The organism is Pseudoalteromonas sp. JSTW, from assembly GCF_013423925.1.
GTDB lineage: Bacteria > Pseudomonadota > Gammaproteobacteria > Enterobacterales > Alteromonadaceae > Pseudoalteromonas > Pseudoalteromonas lipolytica.
Genome location: NZ_CP058972.1, coordinates 853,053 through 871,651, shown reverse-complemented (window position 1 = coordinate 871,651; position 18,599 = coordinate 853,053). Strand labels below are relative to the sequence as shown.

At 41.2% G+C, this 18,599-nt stretch carries 18 protein-coding genes; 7 read left to right on the top strand and 11 right to left on the bottom strand.

The window, feature by feature from the left end; genetic code table 11:
- Positions 1–139 precede the first annotated feature (139 nt).
- Positions 140–3,106, top strand: coding sequence for a TonB-dependent receptor domain-containing protein (locus tag GZH31_RS04065; protein ID WP_036970486.1), 2,967 nt, complete (start codon positions 140–142; stop codon positions 3,104–3,106).
- Positions 3,107–3,157: 51 nt separating this feature from the next.
- Here GZH31_RS04065 and GZH31_RS04060 read toward each other — a convergent pair whose 3' ends face one another.
- A complete protein-coding gene (locus GZH31_RS04060) occupies positions 3,158–4,111 on the bottom strand; it encodes a hypothetical protein (protein ID WP_257473677.1) in 954 nt (317 codons plus the stop codon).
- A 255-nt stretch (positions 4,112–4,366) separates the two neighbouring features.
- Here GZH31_RS04060 and GZH31_RS04055 point away from each other — a divergent pair, with 255 nt between their 5' ends.
- Positions 4,367–4,834: a YcxB family protein gene (locus GZH31_RS04055; protein ID WP_180311411.1), complete on the top strand. Its 468-nt coding sequence runs from the start codon at positions 4,367–4,369 to the stop codon at positions 4,832–4,834.
- Positions 4,835–4,861: 27 nt separating this feature from the next.
- Here the strand turns inward: GZH31_RS04055 and csrA are convergent, their stop codons facing one another.
- The 6 genes from csrA to ribA form a co-directional block, all read right to left on the bottom strand.
- Positions 4,862–5,053, bottom strand: coding sequence for a carbon storage regulator CsrA (gene csrA / locus GZH31_RS04050; protein WP_036970495.1), 192 nt, complete (start codon positions 5,051–5,053; stop codon positions 4,862–4,864).
- 93 nt (positions 5,054–5,146) lie between these two features.
- The gene (locus tag GZH31_RS04045) at positions 5,147–6,364 is read right to left on the bottom strand and encodes an aspartate kinase (RefSeq protein WP_036970498.1); all 1,218 of its coding nucleotides are present in this window, start codon (positions 6,362–6,364) and stop codon (positions 5,147–5,149) included.
- A gap of 6 nt (positions 6,365–6,370) precedes the next feature.
- A complete protein-coding gene (alaS, locus tag GZH31_RS04040) occupies positions 6,371–8,971 on the bottom strand; it encodes an alanine--tRNA ligase (protein ID WP_065978417.1) in 2,601 nt (866 codons plus the stop codon).
- 17 nt (positions 8,972–8,988) lie between these two features.
- Complete coding sequence (locus GZH31_RS04035; RefSeq protein ID WP_036970503.1) at positions 8,989–9,441, bottom strand: regulatory protein RecX; 453 nt, start codon at positions 9,439–9,441, stop codon at positions 8,989–8,991.
- Positions 9,441–10,235 (bottom strand): BPSS1780 family membrane protein, encoded by a 795-nt coding sequence (locus GZH31_RS04030; protein WP_065978419.1) that lies wholly within the window; start codon positions 10,233–10,235, stop codon positions 9,441–9,443. The genes GZH31_RS04035 and GZH31_RS04030 overlap by 1 nt, the downstream gene beginning before the upstream one ends.
- A 78-nt stretch (positions 10,236–10,313) precedes the next feature.
- The gene (gene ribA / locus GZH31_RS04025; RefSeq protein WP_036970507.1) at positions 10,314–10,940 is read right to left on the bottom strand and encodes a GTP cyclohydrolase II; all 627 of its coding nucleotides are present in this window, start codon (positions 10,938–10,940) and stop codon (positions 10,314–10,316) included.
- A gap of 340 nt (positions 10,941–11,280) precedes the next feature.
- On the opposite strand from ribA, the gene GZH31_RS04020 reads away from it, so the two are divergent.
- Positions 11,281–12,351 carry a TonB family protein gene (locus GZH31_RS04020; RefSeq protein WP_180311410.1) on the top strand — a complete coding sequence of 357 codons (1,071 nt, stop codon included), beginning with the start codon at positions 11,281–11,283 and terminating at the stop codon, positions 12,349–12,351.
- A gap of 42 nt (positions 12,352–12,393) precedes the next feature.
- On the opposite strand, the gene GZH31_RS04015 is transcribed toward GZH31_RS04020, so the two are convergent.
- Entirely contained in the window at positions 12,394–12,843 is a 450-nt protein-coding gene (locus tag GZH31_RS04015; RefSeq protein WP_180311409.1) for a low molecular weight protein-tyrosine-phosphatase, read from the bottom strand.
- Between the two features lie 9 nt (positions 12,844–12,852).
- Positions 12,853–13,359 carry a DUF3087 domain-containing protein gene (locus GZH31_RS04010; RefSeq protein WP_074989455.1) on the bottom strand — a complete coding sequence of 169 codons (507 nt, stop codon included), beginning with the start codon at positions 13,357–13,359 and terminating at the stop codon, positions 12,853–12,855.
- Positions 13,360–13,477: 118 nt separating this feature from the next.
- Here GZH31_RS04010 and GZH31_RS04005 point away from each other — a divergent pair, with 118 nt between their 5' ends.
- Genes GZH31_RS04005 through GZH31_RS03995 form a run of 3 tightly spaced genes read left to right on the top strand, consistent with a single transcriptional unit; the run spans position 13,478 to position 15,272 of the window.
- Positions 13,478–14,125, top strand: a complete 648-nt coding sequence (locus tag GZH31_RS04005; protein ID WP_180311408.1) for an energy transducer TonB — start codon at positions 13,478–13,480, stop codon at positions 14,123–14,125.
- 6 nt (positions 14,126–14,131) lie between these two features.
- Positions 14,132–14,683, top strand: a complete 552-nt coding sequence (locus GZH31_RS04000) for an RNA polymerase sigma factor (protein WP_065978423.1) — start codon at positions 14,132–14,134, stop codon at positions 14,681–14,683.
- On the top strand, positions 14,673–15,272 hold the full coding sequence (locus GZH31_RS03995; protein WP_180311407.1) for a hypothetical protein: 600 nt from the start codon (positions 14,673–14,675) through the stop codon (positions 15,270–15,272). The genes GZH31_RS04000 and GZH31_RS03995 overlap by 11 nt, the downstream gene beginning before the upstream one ends.
- 67 nt (positions 15,273–15,339) lie before the next feature.
- Here the strand turns inward: GZH31_RS03995 and GZH31_RS03990 are convergent, their stop codons facing one another.
- On the bottom strand, positions 15,340–16,221 hold the full coding sequence (locus GZH31_RS03990; RefSeq protein ID WP_180311406.1) for a hypothetical protein: 882 nt from the start codon (positions 16,219–16,221) through the stop codon (positions 15,340–15,342).
- Positions 16,222–16,269: 48 nt separating this feature from the next.
- Positions 16,270–17,019, bottom strand: coding sequence for a hypothetical protein (locus GZH31_RS03985; protein ID WP_075593833.1), 750 nt, complete (start codon positions 17,017–17,019; stop codon positions 16,270–16,272).
- 325 nt (positions 17,020–17,344) lie between these two features.
- On the opposite strand from GZH31_RS03985, the gene GZH31_RS03980 reads away from it, so the two are divergent.
- Positions 17,345–18,481, top strand: coding sequence for a PQQ-dependent sugar dehydrogenase (locus tag GZH31_RS03980; protein WP_180311405.1), 1,137 nt, complete (start codon positions 17,345–17,347; stop codon positions 18,479–18,481).
- The last annotated feature ends 118 nt before the right edge of the window (positions 18,482–18,599 follow it).

The following is an 18,599-nucleotide window of genomic DNA, read 5'->3' as shown; positions in this document are numbered from 1 at the left end:
TTTTTGAAAAACATATACAAAATAACGAAGTATTTTTTTACTTTTACCTAATATGTATACTAAGCTGATATTGCTAAGAATGGACTATCAGCAGTATTCCATTGTTTTCTAGCCAACTATAATTTATTGGGAGATAACAATGTTAACCAGCAAACTATCTAATGCTATAAGATTAGCAATTAGTACAGGCTTCGTGTCATCAGTTTTACTGTATGCACCAACAAGTTCAGCCGAAGAAGAAACTGAAGCAAAAAAAGATCTCGAAGTGATATCAGTCACCGGTAGTCGGATTAGACAACCTGGTGCGGTCTCTGCAAGCCCTATTGTTTCAATTGGAGAAAAAGAACTAGGTTATCAACAAGAACCTGAAGTAGAGCAAATCCTTAGAACCCTTCCCTCTACAATCCCTGGAGACGGTAGTAACGTAAATAATGGCTCTGGCGGTGCAGCAACCATTAACTTAAGGGGCTTAGGTTCACAACGCTCTTTAGTGTTAATGAATGGTCGCCGGATGATTCCATACAACTATAATGGGTCTGTTGATAGCTCAACAATCCCCACAGCCCTCATTGAAAGAATTGACATTATTACCGGTGGTGCTTCTGCGGTATACGGCTCAGATGCGATTGCAGGTGCTGTGAATGTAGTCTTAAAAGATGACTTCCAAGGCGTTGATTTAGACTTTAAGCACTCTGAAACAGGTGATGGTGATGGCGATAAAGACAGCATAGCTCTTACAATCGGCTCTAATTTAGAAGATGATAAAGGCAATGTGGTTCTCTCTTTAGGCTGGAGCCAACGTGATCAAATCTTACTGGGTGACCGTCCGTTGGGCCTACTCGGTATAGAAACTAAAACAGGTGCTAACTACGAGCAATTCCTCAATGGTGAACCCCCAATTCCAGCACCAGCAGATTGTAGCGGTCCAAACTCTGTTGAAAGTGGCGGTTCAACAACAGCATTCCCTACGAGATTTGCGATTGTAGGTGCGGGTACAACAGGTTCTGGGCAATTTAGAAATGACGGAACATTGCAACCAGACACCTGTAGTGTATTTAACTTTAACCCTTATAACTTCTACCAAACACCTTCAGAGCGTTATTCTGCTACAGCCATTGCTAAATATAACTTAACTGATGAGCATAAAGTATATTCAAGCTTCAACTACACAAATACCAGTGTTGATACTCAGGTCGCACCATCTGGAACATTTGGTTCAAGCTTCAACTTACCGCTTGCTAATCCACTAATTGGTGACCAAGCTAGACAATTTATGATTGACGGAGCAACAGCAGCTCTGGCAGCTGGAAGCTTAGATGATAGCAACTGGCAAGACGTCAATGGCAATGGTATCGTTGATAGTGAAGACTATTTAAAAGTTCAACTTCGTCGTAGAACGTTAGAACTTGGCGCAAGAACAGAACGTTATGACAGTGCGCAATTCCAACTTGTAACTGGTGTGACAGGTTTCTTCCTTGATGACTGGGAATACGATGTTAGCTACCAATATGGTGAATCTAACAGAACCACAGTGCGTGGCGGCTATACTAACCTAACTAATATTCAAAATGCTCTTGATACAACAGATGGTGTCACTTGTAAAAATGGTGATTCTAGCTGTGTGCCAATCAATTTATTTGGTGGTTTCGGTACAATCACTGAAGAAATGGCAGGATACGCTCAAGCAATCGCCCTGCAACAGCAAAAATACAGCCAAGAAATTTTCACCGCAACGGTTAATGGCGCCATTAATTTTATCGAAATTCCAGGTGCAGGTGCGCCACTTTCGATGAGCTTTGGTTACGAAAATCGTCGCGAAAAAGGCCTTTTTGAACCGGATGAATGTTTAAAACTTGCCCCTGCAAGCTGCCAAGGGGGAGCCGGTGGTAACCAGCTACCAATTTCGGGTGGCTTTAAAGTTGATGAGGTATTTTTAGAAGGTTACCTACCTGTGTTAGATGGGTTACCTGGTGCTGAAACACTTGATGTTGAATTTGGTTTCCGCTGGGCAGACTATGACACTGTTGGTAGTAACGAAACTTGGAAGCTCGGTTTTAACTGGCGCCCTGTAAGTGATGTACTTGTTCGTGTAATGCAACAACAAGCAACACGTGCACCTAATGTTGGTGAGATTGCATCACCTGTAGTCACAGGCTTAGACAATGCACAACAAGATCCTTGCTCTGTCGCAAATGCCGCTAATATTGATGCAACGTTGAGACAACTTTGTATTTCAACTGGCATGACTGACGCGCAAGTAGGTAATGTACAAGATGTAATATCTGGTCAAGTGCAAGTTATCAGCGGGAGCGATCCTTTAAACCCACCTGGTGCTGAAGAAGCAGAAACATTTACTGCGGGTATTGTCTGGACGCCTGAGTTCAGTGCAGTTGAAAACTTTACAATTACACTCGATTACTACGATATTGATATTGATAATATTATTGGTAACTTCTCAGCTCAGGAAATTCTAGATGCATGTTATGTACTTGGCGATGCAAACGAGTGTGCAAAAATCAACCGCATTGGGGGTGATTTAACAATTGCTGGCGCGGGTATTGAGCAATTTACGACCAACTTAAAAAACCAACGCGCCGAGGGTGTAGAGCTTGGGTTTAATTTTGGTATTTTGCTTGATGATATGGGCGAATTGCAGTTCTCTGGTAATGTAAACAAATACCTAACTCAAGAATCACAAAGTTCCAGCACTGCCCGCATTATTGACTGTAAAGGGTATTTCAGCACAAGCTGTGATCCTGTTTCTGAATTACGCTGGGTACAACGTACTAGCTGGATTTGGGAAGACTTTACGGTTTCATTACAATGGCGCCATATAGATGGTGTTGATGTTGAGCCAATCGAAGCACCTAATGTTTTTGAAGAATTCAGAAGTATTGAAAGCTACGATTACTTCGATTTATTTGCCAGCTATCATGTTACCGAATACATGAATGTTACATTCGGTATTGATAACATGTTTGAAAAAGAGCCACCTGTAGTGGGTGGTGAAGCTGGTGATACAAGCTCAAACTCAGGTAACACATTCCCAAGTAACTATGACGTTTTAGGTCGTCAATTTAAAATGGGTGTGAAGTTAAAGTTTTAATAACTTAAAACCAGAGCGGCTTATAAAGCCGCTCTTTTTTTACTTAATTTTTTACTTACATTGAACAGTTAATACCTTCCCTGACGCCATACTGTTAATTTGCCAATTACCATCGACTAAACTCACCTTCGCTATATCACTTACTTCAAAGTCGCCGGGTACATTCAAACGGGTTAAATTATCAGCCAGTTGCTGCTGACAGTATGGGGGTGTATCACCATGCATTACCAACACCGGCTTATCAGTGCGCTTTGCAAAGTCATTGATTGCATCTCGATATACTTTAAAGGCGTCGCAGTCGCTTCGGCGTGAATCAGCGCATGGCTGCTTTTTAGTTGAACGATAGATATCGGCTTGAAAGCCAAACACATATGCCTTCGCACTCTGATTAACTAACGCCTGATTTAACCAATTTACATTGAGCTTGTCTCGTGTATCGGCCGCATCGAGTGCAACATGTTTATCAGTTTTTAGTATTTGAGAGCGGCCATTAAACGTACCTGGTATATGCAAAGTGCGAAACTCTATTCCGTCAAACTGCCAGCGAGCGTTTTCAAGCATATCGGCCTGCTGTGTAAAGCCCTCGAGCTGCTTCGCTTTTTTAACGTATGCTTCGTCATACATTAATCCTTTAACGTAGTTTAATCGCTCAAGTTCATCAAAACGGGGATTTAGCGTAGCACGGTCACAGTCGGTCCATTCATTGTCGCCAGGCGTGTAAATAAATGGCTGAGAAGAAAGAGAAGTAAGTAGTTGTTTATTGCTTGTTAAGAGTTCATTGGTACATGCAAGAGAGCCAGATTTCATATCACCTAAATGCATCAAAAAGCCATGAGGTGTAGTCGCAACAGCTTTTGCTAACTTGCCATTGGGCTTAGCAAGGTTAATTTCATCAATCGGTGTATAAGGCATGTCTGCCATAACTAAAAACGAGTTAGTGGCCACTGTAAGAGCTAAAGATAATGAGCTAACGAGCATAATATTTTCGCCTAAAAACGCATTCACTTAAACTCTAGGTAGCTTAATTAAGCTGTTTAGAGACAGATAAAACGGGCAATAGCAAGGCGAAAAGCTTCATCATTACGTTGTTCTAGATAGAAACTTTTAACGCAGCTTGCGTCAGGTTTAACCCCTCTGAATGATTAAGTAATATTGCAGGTTGGTATAAGCTCTCATAATGACAACAAAATGAAAACCAACTACGGTAGTTTTTTTCTAAAAATGATAAACTTCATGTATCAAATAATGTGAGTACTATGAATGTCGCTAAGTATAACTTACACACTAGATAAACCTTATTACTATGAGTGCTTTGATGAGTCATTGCCCTACTCTTCACAGGCAAAACCAAAATATCCATTATTATTATTGCTAATAAGCCTAGGGTTACTTGCCTTTTATATGCTTGAAAACCATTACCTTGGCAGCTTTATGTTTATGCTGGCTATCGTTGAGTGTTTATCGTTTTACTACAAACGCCCTTGGTGGGTCACTAGACAAATGCTGAGTCGCGCATCAGGCAGTGAAGTAACCGTTAGTTTTGATGATGGGGGTGTAAAAGCCGAAAACCCTTACAAAAGCTACCAATTAAGTTGGCAGCAAATCAATGAGATTATTGAAACAGAGCGGGGTTATATTTTAAAAGCAGACAAAGGTATGCAGTATTTATCAAAGCAAGCGCTAAACGAAGCAATGACCACCGTGCTAAATAAAAGAGCCACTCAATGAGTGGCTCTTAAAAAATCTTGTTGCTGATTAAACATTACCCGGATTAGGGTTAGATTTCTCTGCTTGGATTCGCATGTAAATTTCTTCACGATGTACAGAGACATCTTTAGGTGCATTTACACCAATGCGAACCTGATTTCCTTTAACACCAAGAACAGTAACTGTTACTTCGTCACCGATCATTAGGGTTTCACCTACTCTTCGAGTTAGTATTAGCATTCTCTTGCTCCCATGTTCCAAAAAATTAAAAGATTCCGCGTCAAAATCATTTTAATGAAAACTAGACCTAAAAGTAAGTAAAAACTCTATATCTTACTCATTTTCAGTTAAAAAAACTTTGTGTAGTGCACGTACAGCCAGTTCTAAATACTTTTCATCAATTAAAACTGATATCTTTATTTCTGATGTTGATATAAGTATCACTTTGATGCTTTCTTGTGCAAGTGCATTAAAAAATAAACTTGCGACACCTGAGTGAGATTTCATCCCTACGCCAACAGCAGATACCTTGGCAACATTGCTTACTCCATTTATAGATTCAGCTTTGATAGCACTTTGGTTACTGGTTAAAATTTCAAGCGCCTGCTCAAAATCATTTGTGTGCACAGTAAAAGCATAGTCTATTTTTTCAAAGTTATGATTAACTTGATTAATCATATCTATTTCGATACCGAATTCTGCAAAAAGTTGCAAAATTTTTGCAAGGTTTTCCATTCCTTGTGGCACTGCGTTGACATAAATAAGACTTTCATCTCGATTAAACGCAATACCCGACACAATATTTGCTTGCACATCCGGCTCCTCAAAACTGATCAAGGTCCCTTGATCGGGATTAAAACTCGATAACACCCTGAGCGGTATATTATACTTTCCTGCTGCTTCGACACTGCGAATATGTAAGACCTTTGCGCCTAAACTCGCCATTTCGAGCATTTCTTCAAAGGTAACATGGCTCATACGACGCGCATTTGGTTCAATGCGTGGATCGGTCGTATAAACGCCGTCAACATCAGTATAAATTTGGCATTCATCGGCATTAATTGCCCCCGCAATTTCAACTGCTGAGGTATCAGTGCCGCCGCGACCTAACGTGGTGATATTGCCCTCGATATCACGGCCTTGAAAACCAGCAATAATTGCAATCCGGTTATGCTCAAGCTCATGCTTTAGCCGTGTCGCTGCAATTTCTTCAATACGGGCTTTACCGAACATATTGTCAGTACGAATATTTACCTGATCGGCAAGTAAGCTAACAGCTGAGTGTCCACGCTTAATTATTGCCATTGCCAACAACGATACCGACACTTGCTCACCAGTGGTAAGCAACACATCGAGTTCACGGGCACTAGGCCGAGAATCTATTTGTTTAGCGAGGTCAATCAGACGGTTAGTTTCTCCCGACATAGCCGAGAGCACCACCACAACTTGATGGCCTTGTTGTTTTGTTTTAACAACAAGGTCGGCGACGGCCTCAATACGCTCAATGGAGCCCACTGAAGTGCCGCCGAACTTTTGGACGATAAGTGCCACTAGTGATTAAGAACGTTCAGATAACCAACTAGTTACGCTTTCTAAAGCTGCGCTTAGGTTCTCTGGCTGAGTACCACCCGCTTGCGCCATATCAGGACGACCACCGCCTTTACCGCCCACTTGTGCAGCCATGTGATTAACAAGTTCACCCGCTTTCACTTTGCCTGTCAGGTCTTTAGTTACACCGGCAATTAAGCTAACTTTGTCGCCGTTTGCTACACCAAGTGCAATCACGCCTGAACCAATCTTCGTTTTCAGGTCATCAACCATGCCACGTAATGCTTTCGACTCTGTACCAGCTACATCAGCAACTAGAAGTTTAATACCATTCACTTCAACAACTGAGTCAAGTAGCGATGCACCCGCCGCACTTGCTAGCTTATCGTTAAGCTGAGCAATTTGCTTCTCAAGCCCTTTTGACTTTTCAAGGAGTGCTGTTACTTTTTCAAGTACCGTGCTGCTATCACCTTTTACTAGAGCTGCAACATCGTTTAACTGTTGCTCTTGCTCACTGACATACGCAACAGCTTCAGCACCTGTTACCGCTTCGATACGACGAATACCAGCTGCAATGCCGCTTTCTGATACGATTTTGAATAAACCAATATCACCAGCACGCTTAACGTGAGTACCACCACACAGCTCGATTGAGTAATCACCAATCGTGACTACGCGCACTTCGTCGTCGTATTTCTCTCCGAATAACGCCATCGCCCCTTTTGCCTTGGCCTCATCAATTGCCATAAGCTCAGTCTCAAGCGCAAAGTTACGACGGATTTCGTCGTTCACTGCACGCTCAATTTGACGTAACTCATCTTTTGTTACGGCTTCAAAGTGAGAGAAATCAAAACGTAAACGCTCAGGGTCAACCAGTGAACCTTTTTGACTTACGTGATCACCTAAAATTTGGCGAAGCGTTTCATGTAAAATATGCGTGGCAGTATGGTTTTTCTTGATGCTATCGCGACGTGCAGCATCAATTGTTGCTTCTGCTTTGTCGTTTGTACCAATGCGGCCTTGTACACGACCATGGTGCGCAAATGCATTACCCAGCTTGGTAGTGTTAGTAACAACAAACTCACCACCCGCCACTTTTAACACACCCGTGTCACCAACCTGACCACCTGACTCGGCGTAGAATGGTGTACGGTCAAGAATTGCAATACCTTCTTGGCCATCTTCAAGTACAGAAACAGATTGGCCCTCAGCAAATAATTCAACCACGGTGCCAGTGTAGTGCTCTGAATCGTACCCTTTAAAGTCTGTGTGTTTTTCAGATTTAAGTTGCTGGTTATAATCAGCACCAAATTTACCCGCTTGCTGTGCTTGCTTACGCTGAACAGCCATGCACTCTTGAAAACCTTGCTCATCAATAGTCATGAAACGCTCACGCGCAACGTCAGCCGTTAAATCAGCAGGGAAACCGTAAGTATCGTAAAGCTTGAAGACTAAATCACCCGGGATTACATCACCTTCGATGTCAGTAAGGCTTTCTTCAAGAATTGCTAGACCACGCTCAAGTGTTTTACCAAACTGCTCTTCTTCGATGCGTAATACTTTTTCGATAATTTCTTGTTGCTTAGCAAGCTCAGGGTACGCTTGACCCATTTGCTCGATTAGTGCAGCAACAAGCTTATAGAAGAACGCGCCTTTTGCGCCAAGTTTGTTACCGTGACGTACTGCACGACGAATAATACGACGTAATACGTAACCGCGGCCTTCGTTTGATGGCATAACGCCGTCAGACACTAAGAATGCACACGAACGAATGTGGTCAGCCACTACGCGTAATGATTTATCATTTAAATCTTGCGCGTTGGTTACTTTAGCCGCCGCAGCAATGAGTGCTTGGAACAAATCGATTTCGTAGTTTGAGTGAACGCCTTGTAAAATAGCCGCGATACGCTCAAGACCCATACCAGTATCAACAGATTGCTTAGGAAGCGGCTCCATTGTACCGTCGGCATGGCGGTTGTATTGCATGAATACGAGGTTCCAAATTTCAATGAAACGGTCGCCATCTTCTTCAGGTGAACCTGGAGGCCCCCCCCAAATTTCTTCACCGTGATCATAAAAGATTTCTGAACATGGACCACACGGACCCGTGTCACCCATTGACCAGAAGTTATCGCTCGTTGCAATACGAATGATGCGGTCTTCACTTAGACCCACTTCTTTGTGCCAAATGTTAAACGCTTCTTCGTCATCGTGGTAAATAGTAACCAATAACTTTTCTTGCGGTAACTTTACAGTCTCTGTTAAAAACTGCCACGCAAACTTAATCGCGTCTTGTTTGAAGTAATCGCCAAAGCTGAAGTTACCTAACATTTCGAAGAATGTATGGTGACGTGCAGTGTAACCCACGTTTTCAAGGTCGTTATGTTTACCACCTGCGCGCACACAACGCTGTGAGCTGGTTGCACGTGAATAAGGGCGGCTTTCCGCACCTAAAAATACATCTTTAAATTGCACCATGCCGGCGTTATTGAATAATAATGTGGCATCGTTGCCCGGGATCAGCGAGCTTGAAGGAACAATTTGGTGTTGTTTAGAGGCAAAAAAGTCTAAGAACTGTTGCCTGATCTGTGCGGTAGTCATATGCTGCATGTGAAAGTCTCACCCGTTTATTGCTGTGCTTGCATTGCAAAATCAATTTGTTCGTAATTAAAGCCTCGATACATCAAGTAGCGTACACGTTTCGCTTTTTCTTTCTGATCGAGTTCTTTACGTGAATTTGAAAACTTTTTTAAATATGCGTCCTGTGCGAGCTCAAACCAATCGATTTCGAACTCTTCGAGCGTCTTGTCTAACAAAGCCCGATCTATCCCTTTTGCCATTGCTTCGCTTTGGATGCGTTTAGCCCCATGATACTTCGCTAAATGGCGGCGTACAAACCCTTCGCAGTAGCGCTGCTCGTTAATAAAGTTGTGTGACTCACACCAATCTAACAAACGCTCTGTAAACTCGGGCGTCGCTTCTTTTTGTTGTAGCTTTCGGGTTAAATCGCGACGCGAGTAATCTTGTCGTGAAAGTAACCAAAGTACGTAATTTTTTAACTTTTTTTCTTTATCATCCATTACGCGTCAAAGCGTCCTGATTGTGACGATGTTTCTGGTGTCTTTGGTTGGTCATCACTTTTTGGCACAACTGGCATAAAAATAGCCTGAAAAGACACGAAGAAGCTAATGTAACAAATTGGCATTAAAACCAATAGTGGAATAAACGATAAAGGTATACAGATCAGCATTAATACAGCACAAATCAAACCGTAAACACCTAACGGAGCCATATTATGATAAAACACCATGAACGAGGTTTTTAATACCTGGAACATGTTGGTTTGCTTTTGAAAATAAACCAAGGGGACTGCATAAGCAAACGCCGTTAAATACACACAGATTGCCAGTAAAAAAACGGCCACTTGCCCCATAGAAATGGTTGCCAGTAAATCCGCTATGTGTGTTTGGTTTTGTGGGTCGAACGTTTGACTTGAAATAACTGCATAGGCATCAGCAAAGATAAAATTAGATAACACCGCTAATAAAATGCCCGCCGCCATTTGATACACAGCAACTCGCACTAAACCAATACGATTCCCTTTATTGGTAAACGGTTTAAAGATATCTGCCTGACTAATCGTGCCACCTTGTTGTTTAGTTAGCACGGCTTGATAAAAGCCCGCCATTAAAAATGGGGCAACAAATGCACCGACAACTTGCAGCAGGGGTAACACTAACGATAAGAAACCAATCACACCTATTAATAGGTGCATTAAAATAAACGTAAACGGTTGCAGCTTAAAGATTTCCCAACCTGCTTTAAACCATTTTACGCCTGCATCGGCTTTAAAAATACGCACTTCGATCGACATAGCTTCTCATTCAATAACGACAAAACGCACCGAGTATAACTGGGTGCGCTATTTGTTTATAGTCACCTGCTGTGAAAATTATTCAGGCTTTTTAATTTTTTTGATGTCAAGCATGTGTGAACCATGTTTGATTTTTGTTTCTAAGTAAGCGCGATTACCAACAACACCTGCTTTAATGTGTGCATGCGTGCCGACAACTGAATCAACTTCAATGCCAGCATCACGCAGAGCTTTGAGCTTATTTGGGTTGTTAGTCATTAACTTAACATGCTTTTGATTAAGTGCCTCGAGCATTAAAACAGCGTCAGAAAAATCACGCAAATCATCGGCAAAACCTAGGTGGTTATTCGCTTCGTAAGTATTCATACCTTGCGATTGCAATACATAAGCATCAATCTTATTGTATAAACCTATGCCACGCCCTTCTTGGCGCAAATATAATAAAATTCCACCTTGCTCATGCATCATTTCAATGCACTCATTTAACTGCTCACCACAGTCACAACGCGAAGAATGAAATACATCACCCGTTAAGCACTCTGAATGCATACGAATTAAGGGGATGTCTTGCTCGGTGTCGGCTTGATTAAATACTAAAGCAATATGCTCTTGACCATCATTTAAACCACTAAACGAGACGATTTCTGCAGGGATATCACTGTTTTTGCCAACATTTAGCTGGACTCTTGCTCTTACTTGCGCCACGACAAATCCAAATTAAAAAAATAAATGCAATACTGCAAATGTGATTACAACAGTTTGAGGTTGTAAGAATGCAACATACGACGAGTGATAACTAATATTGAGGCAGTTACCAGCAATTCAAGTATTATACACTCAAACCAGACGAAGATACGAGCTTTGCACATCTTTCAAGCTTAATTTTACAGCCGTATTCATCAACACTTCCTCCGCATTTTTAACTAGAAATTACCCAATTAAGTGACATTTATAATACCTTTTGCTAATCTCGACTAATAAATATGAGTAACCCTCGTTTGTGGTTTATTTAAAAGCTAACTTGCGAAATATAATAAGGATTATTATGAAAAAAGCCTCTTTAGCCATATGTTTAGGCATACTATTAAGCCAGCCTTGTTTAGCTAATCAAGATATAAACAGTGAGTTTAATGAAACTTACCGCGCCTATTTAGCTGCGCTTGAAAACCAACAAGACACTACCGAACTTGCGCAAAAAGCCTATCAACTCGGTCAAAAAGTGTATGGCGAAAACACCGATAATACAGCGAATTTAGCCATTAACTACGCAAATAGTCTTGCCACTTACCAGCACGAAAAACAATACGAGTTATACAAAACGGCATACACTATTTTAGAAAAAAGACATGGTGAACACAGTACCGAAGTCTATGATGCACTGCTCGGCATGGCTGAATCGACTCAATCAGCAAGAAAAGCAAGTGCTTACTTAAGCGACTTAATTAGCATTGCTGAGCAACAAAAGAATGACAAACTGGTTGCCGACAGTAAGCTCAGTGCAGCACGTATTTTGGCCCTTAAAAACAGTGGTGAACGTTACTTAACAGCTAAACGTTACCTAGAAGAAGCCGATGAATATTACAAAGATAATGTGCCAAGTAACTCGCTAGAGCGTATTCAAGCAGACTTTTTAGCCGCCGCTTTTGCTCAAAGCAGGCACGATTATGACTACGCAATTGAGCGCCTTAACCATGTTGTTAAAGTATTTGATGACGCACTCAGTTTTGATCACAAAGCCGAACTGGACGCCCACTCTAAGCTAGTTCATTTATACGAAAAAATAGGCAAAAGCGATGAAGCAACCAAGCACTGTATTGCTATCGCAAAAATGGTGCCGTGGAAAGACAACCAAGAGCAAGAGCCCTTGTATCGCGTGCATCCTAAGTACCCCATGTCAAAGGCACAGCTTAGACAAAGTGGTTCTGTTATTATGGAGTTCGAAGTGACTCCCACAGGCTTTGTAGATAACGTTGCCGTACTTGAGTCTAAAGGCGGTAAAGCATTCGAAGTAGAAGCTATAAAAGCAATGAAAAAGTGGCGTTATGCCCCAAAATTTGAAGATGGGCATGCCGTTGCATCAACAACCCAAGTTCAGCTCGACTTTAAAATAAACTAATCAAAATAAACTAAAAGGTCGCAGTGCGACCTTTTAAAAAAATTAAAGCTTTTTGAGCAAGTTATCCGCCGCGTTTTCGATTAAATCTAGGACCTTTTCAAAACCTTGATCGCCACCATAATAAGGATCGGGAATTTCTTGCTCGCCCGCATCACCATGGCTTAAAAATAACGACAATTTATATTGCAAATGCTCAGGGCATTGCGCGTGTAAATCAGCAAGGTTTTGCTTGTCAGCCGCTAAAATAAAATCAAACTCATAAAAATCAGCCTGCGTAACCGGGCGCGAATAAATCCCTTTAAAGCTGTAGCCTCGTTTTTCGCCTGCTGCTTTTGAACGTGAATCAGGTGGATTACCTTGGTGATAGCCAATCGTGCCTGCTGAGTCGACTTTTACATTAACATTAAGCGTATTTGCACGACTTCTGAGCACCGCTTCAGCAGTTGGTGAGCGGCAAATATTACCCAAACATACAACCAAAACCTTCTTCATTACTCGTCCTTAAAAGTTCTTTAAAATAGCCTCATCATAGCGCTCGGCATCCAGGCTTAAATTATATTTCTCGGCGACACTATCAAGCTCAGCTTGTTTAATTGCCAGCTCATCCATAGTGATGGTGTTGTCGTCGAGCTGCCATAACAAACGCGAGCCAGCATAGCTGTAATGAATCGCTAATAAAGCATCGGCATTGCCCTCACGCCCAGCCGCTTTTAGCTTTGGCATTTTACGGGTAATCTTATTCAGCGCTTTTTTAAGCTCCCACACATACACAATCTCGGTCATATAATCATGGTTGCGGTATTTATTGAGTACAAAGCCCACCAGCAAACTGCACACAACAACCCCCAATAGATTCCAGTGAAAATGACTCCCACTTGGGTCTGGGAATAACGCAATCAAGGTTTGTGAAATGGCTAAACTACCAACGGCTAAAGCAATAACACACGCTACAATAACGTGGTTTAAATGCTTACGGTAACGGGCTTTATCTATTTGAATGAGTTTCATAACTACCTAAAGAATCACACTAATTAAAGTGAAAAAATAAAAAGTGAAAATAGTTTCACCCCTTTTTTATTTGCCAGCCGTTTTAGCTATGAAAGCAATTATCCAAAAAGGAACGGCTATGCATACTTTACCACTAAACTCAGCAAGCTTGAATAACAGCAATGGCGCTTTAAAGACAACCGTCGCAATTATAGGTGGCGGGGTAATGACCTTTGCTGCATTTGCCTTTATGCAATACCTAATTTCAGCAGAGCAACGCGCAGATATAAAAATGGGCCCCGATATCACCGTTGAAATTTACCAAGTGCCCGAAGACTCAAAAGTGCAAGTAAAGCAAACTTTGCCGCCACCGCCCGTTGCTCAGGTGCCACCGAAAACGCCCCCGCGGCCAGCTGCTGAAAACCCAGATACAATAATCATTTCCGATGCAACACCTACTATGACATTTGATGGCATTGGCGACTCACTCAGTAAAGCAATTAATCAACCAACCGGTGATGCGACCCCTATCGTGCGTATTAACCCTAAGTATCCCCCTGTTGCTGCACGTGATGGTATTGAAGGATGGGTGCAAATTAGTTTCAGCATTTCACCCACCGGCGAAGTTATCGACCCAGTCATTATTGACGCTGAGCCAAAACGAGTATTTGATCGAGAAGCTATTCGCGCTATAAAACGTTGGAAATACCGCCCCAAAGTAGTTGAAGGTGTGGCACAATTACAAACAAACCAAAGCGTTCAACTTGATTTTAAAATAGATGGATAACGGCCTATGCTAATGAGCATCAAGACATGGTTATTTGACACGCCAAACAGCGATTGTTTGGCGCTGTATGCCAAAACAGGCGACAACCGTTATCTCAACCAACTTGTTGCTCAATACGGTAACGACCTTTATCACTACCTAGTAACACAAAGTGATAAAGATTTAGCATTCGATATTTGCCAGCAAACCTGGTTAAAAGTCATTGATAAACGTGACTTTTATCACGCGCAAAACAACCCAAAAGCGTGGCTATTTCGTTTAGCGCGTAACGTGCTAATTGATGAGTTTCGAAAACAACAAAAATTTGTTGAACTAGAAGACAACCAGCTAGTGTCTGAGCCACACGATGCAAGTTATCACTACGATTATGACGCATTTGATAAAGCACTAATGGCGCTTAGCTTTGTGCAGCGAGAAGCACTGACCCTGCAGCAAGAAGGCTTTAGCCTCGATGACATTGTTGCCATTACACAAAGCAACCATGAGACCATAAAAACTCGGCTGCGATACGCCCGTCAAAACCTAAAACAACAACTTGGAGGCAATCATGAAGCGTAACGACGAGCAATTTGATGCCGATTTAAAAGCGCATTATCAAAAACGCAAAGCACAGCATACTTTAAGCCCTGAGCAGCTGACGCAAATGCAAAAGCCACAACAAGCTCGCTCAAAACAGCAACGCTTTTTAGGACTTCAAATGACAGGTGTTTTTGCTGCGCTGGCCATTTTGGGCTTTATTATGTTGCAATACAATAACCGCGAACTGACTGACGTATATGCTGTAGATTTATCAGATTACCACTGGCTTGAAGTTCATGAACTTGACGCAAAAGGCAGCTATGTCAGCAACCTAAAACAACAAAAACAAACCCTAGATGCCGACTACCAACACGCCCTTGCTGCTCATCAAACCCGTACCCGCTTCACTGGCCGCTTAGTCAGTGTTGATAACGATTGGTATATCGCAGACTGCGAGCAAAATATACTCGTACAAATAAAACAGTCACTACTTGAAGAGCTACAAAAACACGGCACACTCGATACCCACATTCACCAAGGCGACCTGCTGGCCCTTGACCAAAACCAACAAGGGCAAATCATCGCACTTAAACAGTTAACGCATGAGGCCGTGAAATGTGAAGCATAAAAAGCTTAAGCCAATTTTTCGAGCCTAAGAGGCGATTTAACGCCGAGATATTTAGATTGAATAACAACTACTCCGGAATAAGAGAATCATTAATATCAAGTGCTAAGCTTATAATTTTTCCTCTAAGTCTTTGAGTATCAGTTTCTTCAATTAGACCCAGTTTAGACAACACATTGATTACAATATAAAAATCAATGAAAAAATACGCAATTTCAATCCCTCCTTTGTTCTGGCATGAGCCATAAGAGTTTATTTGAAACACAACGCCAAAATCTAAAAACATTTCGTAGAAAGAGTACAAAGATATTAAATTAACTTTTAATAAATCGAGGTTACTTAGTGAATATAGTTTTTCACTCAATACTTCAATATTTATGATCTCTTTACTTTTAGGCACCCATAAATCAAAGCAAACCATTTCTTCGGGGCTATTTTCTGGAAATAATTTTTTATATAGCTTTTGACTATCAATACATAAAGCTGATTTAAAATCTCTACTTTGAAAAATGTTGCTCTGATAAGAAATTTGCTCTTTTAGCTCTAATTTTACTAACTCAGACAGTGCTTTCCTATGTTCTATGAACAGAACAAAATTTTCTTTCTTATTGGCCAAATTAAATTGCTGTTGAGAAATATCTAACTGCTTTTCTATTTTATTTAGCTGATGTGAAACTTGAATGCTTCTGAAATACATCCCTATTAATGAGGTAATAGCAACCATAGAAGTAAAGACACCTATAGGTAACTTGAAGGTACTAGAAAAGCCAACCCAGTTTTCAATTAGTTTAAAATCTGTAGATAGCTGTTCACTAGTGAATAGTGCTTGTAATAAGAAAAATACTATAGTTATTATTGGAGTAGCATAAAAAGAAATCTTAAAACGACTTTTCCATAAAGTTAGCTCTTTATGATAGTCTTGACTTATTACTTCGCTTTCCTTTCTTTCCATACCATGTATCCAAATATCAAATTATTTTAAATAGCATTAATTTTTGGGTCATGCCCCGACCTTCGGCAGCATACTCTTACTAATCACTTTGAATGTATCTAGATCTATCAACATCGAATAAACTTCGTTGTTGTTGATGAATACCACAAATAGATTGCCTTCGGCGTTGAGATTAGACTCTACAATGCGGTTGTAACCTGAAATGACTTCGGTGTAGTTTGAGCCATCAATCTTGCTAAGCGCAAAGGTGCGCTTGTCTTTGCCATCAAGCCGTTTATCATTATTGCTATCGTTTTTGATAACCTCATAAGAAACCCCACGAGGAGTATCGACTTGTTGCTCCATGTAGGCTCGAGTATCAAACTCTTTGTAATTGCTTAAAGCACCAAACTCTATGATTAACTGATCAGTTGTGTTAAATAGCCACTTTGCTTGATTGGTTTTGTCATTAATAAATAAGATATTCTTTGAGCGCGTGGGATTATATTTGTAGCTGCCGCTACCAAAGCTTTCGTAAACTGCTGATTCAGGTTTTATATCAACCGATCTTTTTTCTGACTCTAACGGGATGTAATAATAATCGCTATCAGCGACTTTTCGTGGGTACCCTAACTTCCACTTTTCTTGCTGCTTTTCATCTTCAGCTAAATTGAGCGCCTGATGATCCATTTGAGTATTAGATTTAAACAAAAAGCTCGCAAGATTATAGCCAACAACCAATATTGTGATAATTAAGCCAATAAGTAACACAAGGCCATTAATATTCCACACCCATTTGAAAAACTTTTCTGATTTCATACGTAGATTAAATCCATTTAAGTAACTGATATCTCTAAGCTACCAGTAAACTTAAAACAAAGCTATCTAGGGACGAAGGTTCGAGTTAATCAACTTGGCAGGTTTTTTCATGACTGTAATGCCTAATATTCGAGATTAAAAAGCCAACTACATTCATACATTTCATTTTTCGCGCGAAATAAATTTCACGCCTACGGCTAACTTACAACCGCTTTTGTTCTATCCCGCTTTTTCTACCAATAGTCGCACTTTGCTGAAAGTTAATAACAATTTACCTACGAACAAGCTAGGCTAATAGTATTGTGCTTAATAATTTGGAGTAACCATGAAAAAGTCTTTATTTAGCAGCCTCGTCGTCGCTTCTATCAGTTTAACCAGCTTTCAGGCATGTGCGCAGCCAGAGCAAACAATTCCGTTAGATGCCAGTGCCAATAAGTATGAGCTTGAATTAGTGAGTAAAGGGATTCAGATCCCTTGGGGTATGGCGTGGCTAAACGAGCGTGATTTATTAGTGACCGATAGGCGTGGTGAGTTAAGGCTGATCCGCGATGGTCAGCTTGATAAACAAATAATCAAAGGAACTCCTAAGCTTCACGCAGAAGGCCAAGGGGGATTACTTGATATAGAGCTCGACCCAAATTTTGCCGACAATGGCTGGATTTACCTTTCTTACTCAGGTTATGAAGGTGATGATGAAGGCTATAACACCTCAATAATGCGTGCACGTTTAAAGGACATGACGCTTGTAGACCAGCAACTCTTATTTAATGGTGAACCAAATACCACAACAACTAAACACTATGGTTCGCGTATTGAGTTTGATAAAGACGGTTATTTGTATTTTTCGATTGGCGACCGTGGCGACAGAGATGTTCACCCACAAAGCCTTGATTACGATGCGGGTAAAATTCACCGTATCAACAGTGATGGCTCTATTCCTGAATCAAACCCTTTTTATAACCATAAGAGCGCGCGTAAAAGCATTTACTCATATGGTCACCGTAATCCTCAAGGTATGGCTATGCACCCAGAAACTGGGGTAATTTGGAGTCATGAACATGGCCCTCGTGGGGGAGATGAAATTAATATTATTAAAGCTGGGGCTAATTATGGTTGGCCTGAGATCACCTACGGCATTAACTACATTGGTACAAAAATCACTGATGAAACAAGCCGCGAAGGCATGGAGCAACCTGATTGGTACTGGGTACCTTCAATTGCGCCCTCTGGTATGGCGTTTATAAATAGCGATAAATACCCGCAGTGGCAAGGGCAAATAGCCGTGGGCTCAATGAAGTTTGCTCACCTTGTGCTTGTTAAACTCGATGGTAATAAAGTCACTGGCCACAGCAAAGTATTTGAGGGTGTTGGCAGAGTGCGCAGTATTGCGACCCATCCAAATGGAGATTTATACCTTGGGGTTGATGGTGTAGGTATTTATAAAGTTGTGCCTAAAGCCTAGCTCCAAGCCTTAAGCTGTCACCTCGAAGAAGCTAGTTTTCAGTCGTCAGATATCAGATTTGAACGTGCTGGCTATCGAGATTTGAGAAGCGAGCCTAGAAATACGAGGTACGGACAAT

Coding starts and splice junctions, on each gene's coding strand:
- GZH31_RS04065 (WP_036970486.1), top strand. CDS start 140: ATGTTAACCAGCAAACTATCTAATGCTATAAGATTAGCAATTAGTACA.
- GZH31_RS04055 (WP_180311411.1), top strand. CDS start 4,367: ATGTCGCTAAGTATAACTTACACACTAGATAAACCTTATTACTATGAG.
- csrA (WP_036970495.1), bottom strand. CDS start 5,053: ATGCTAATACTAACTCGAAGAGTAGGTGAAACCCTAATGATCGGTGAC.
- alaS (WP_065978417.1), bottom strand. CDS start 8,971: ATGCAGCATATGACTACCGCACAGATCAGGCAACAGTTCTTAGACTTT.
- GZH31_RS04035 (WP_036970503.1), bottom strand. CDS start 9,441: ATGGATGATAAAGAAAAAAAGTTAAAAAATTACGTACTTTGGTTACTT.
- GZH31_RS04030 (WP_065978419.1), bottom strand. CDS start 10,235: ATGTCGATCGAAGTGCGTATTTTTAAAGCCGATGCAGGCGTAAAATGG.
- GZH31_RS04020 (WP_180311410.1), top strand. CDS start 11,281: ATGAAAAAAGCCTCTTTAGCCATATGTTTAGGCATACTATTAAGCCAG.
- GZH31_RS04015 (WP_180311409.1), bottom strand. CDS start 12,843: ATGAAGAAGGTTTTGGTTGTATGTTTGGGTAATATTTGCCGCTCACCA.
- GZH31_RS04010 (WP_074989455.1), bottom strand. CDS start 13,359: ATGAAACTCATTCAAATAGATAAAGCCCGTTACCGTAAGCATTTAAAC.
- GZH31_RS04005 (WP_180311408.1), top strand. CDS start 13,478: ATGCATACTTTACCACTAAACTCAGCAAGCTTGAATAACAGCAATGGC.
- GZH31_RS04000 (WP_065978423.1), top strand. CDS start 14,132: ATGCTAATGAGCATCAAGACATGGTTATTTGACACGCCAAACAGCGAT.
- GZH31_RS03995 (WP_180311407.1), top strand. CDS start 14,673: ATGAAGCGTAACGACGAGCAATTTGATGCCGATTTAAAAGCGCATTAT.
- GZH31_RS03990 (WP_180311406.1), bottom strand. CDS start 16,221: ATGGAAAGAAAGGAAAGCGAAGTAATAAGTCAAGACTATCATAAAGAG.
- GZH31_RS03985 (WP_075593833.1), bottom strand. CDS start 17,019: ATGAAATCAGAAAAGTTTTTCAAATGGGTGTGGAATATTAATGGCCTT.
- GZH31_RS03980 (WP_180311405.1), top strand. CDS start 17,345: ATGAAAAAGTCTTTATTTAGCAGCCTCGTCGTCGCTTCTATCAGTTTA.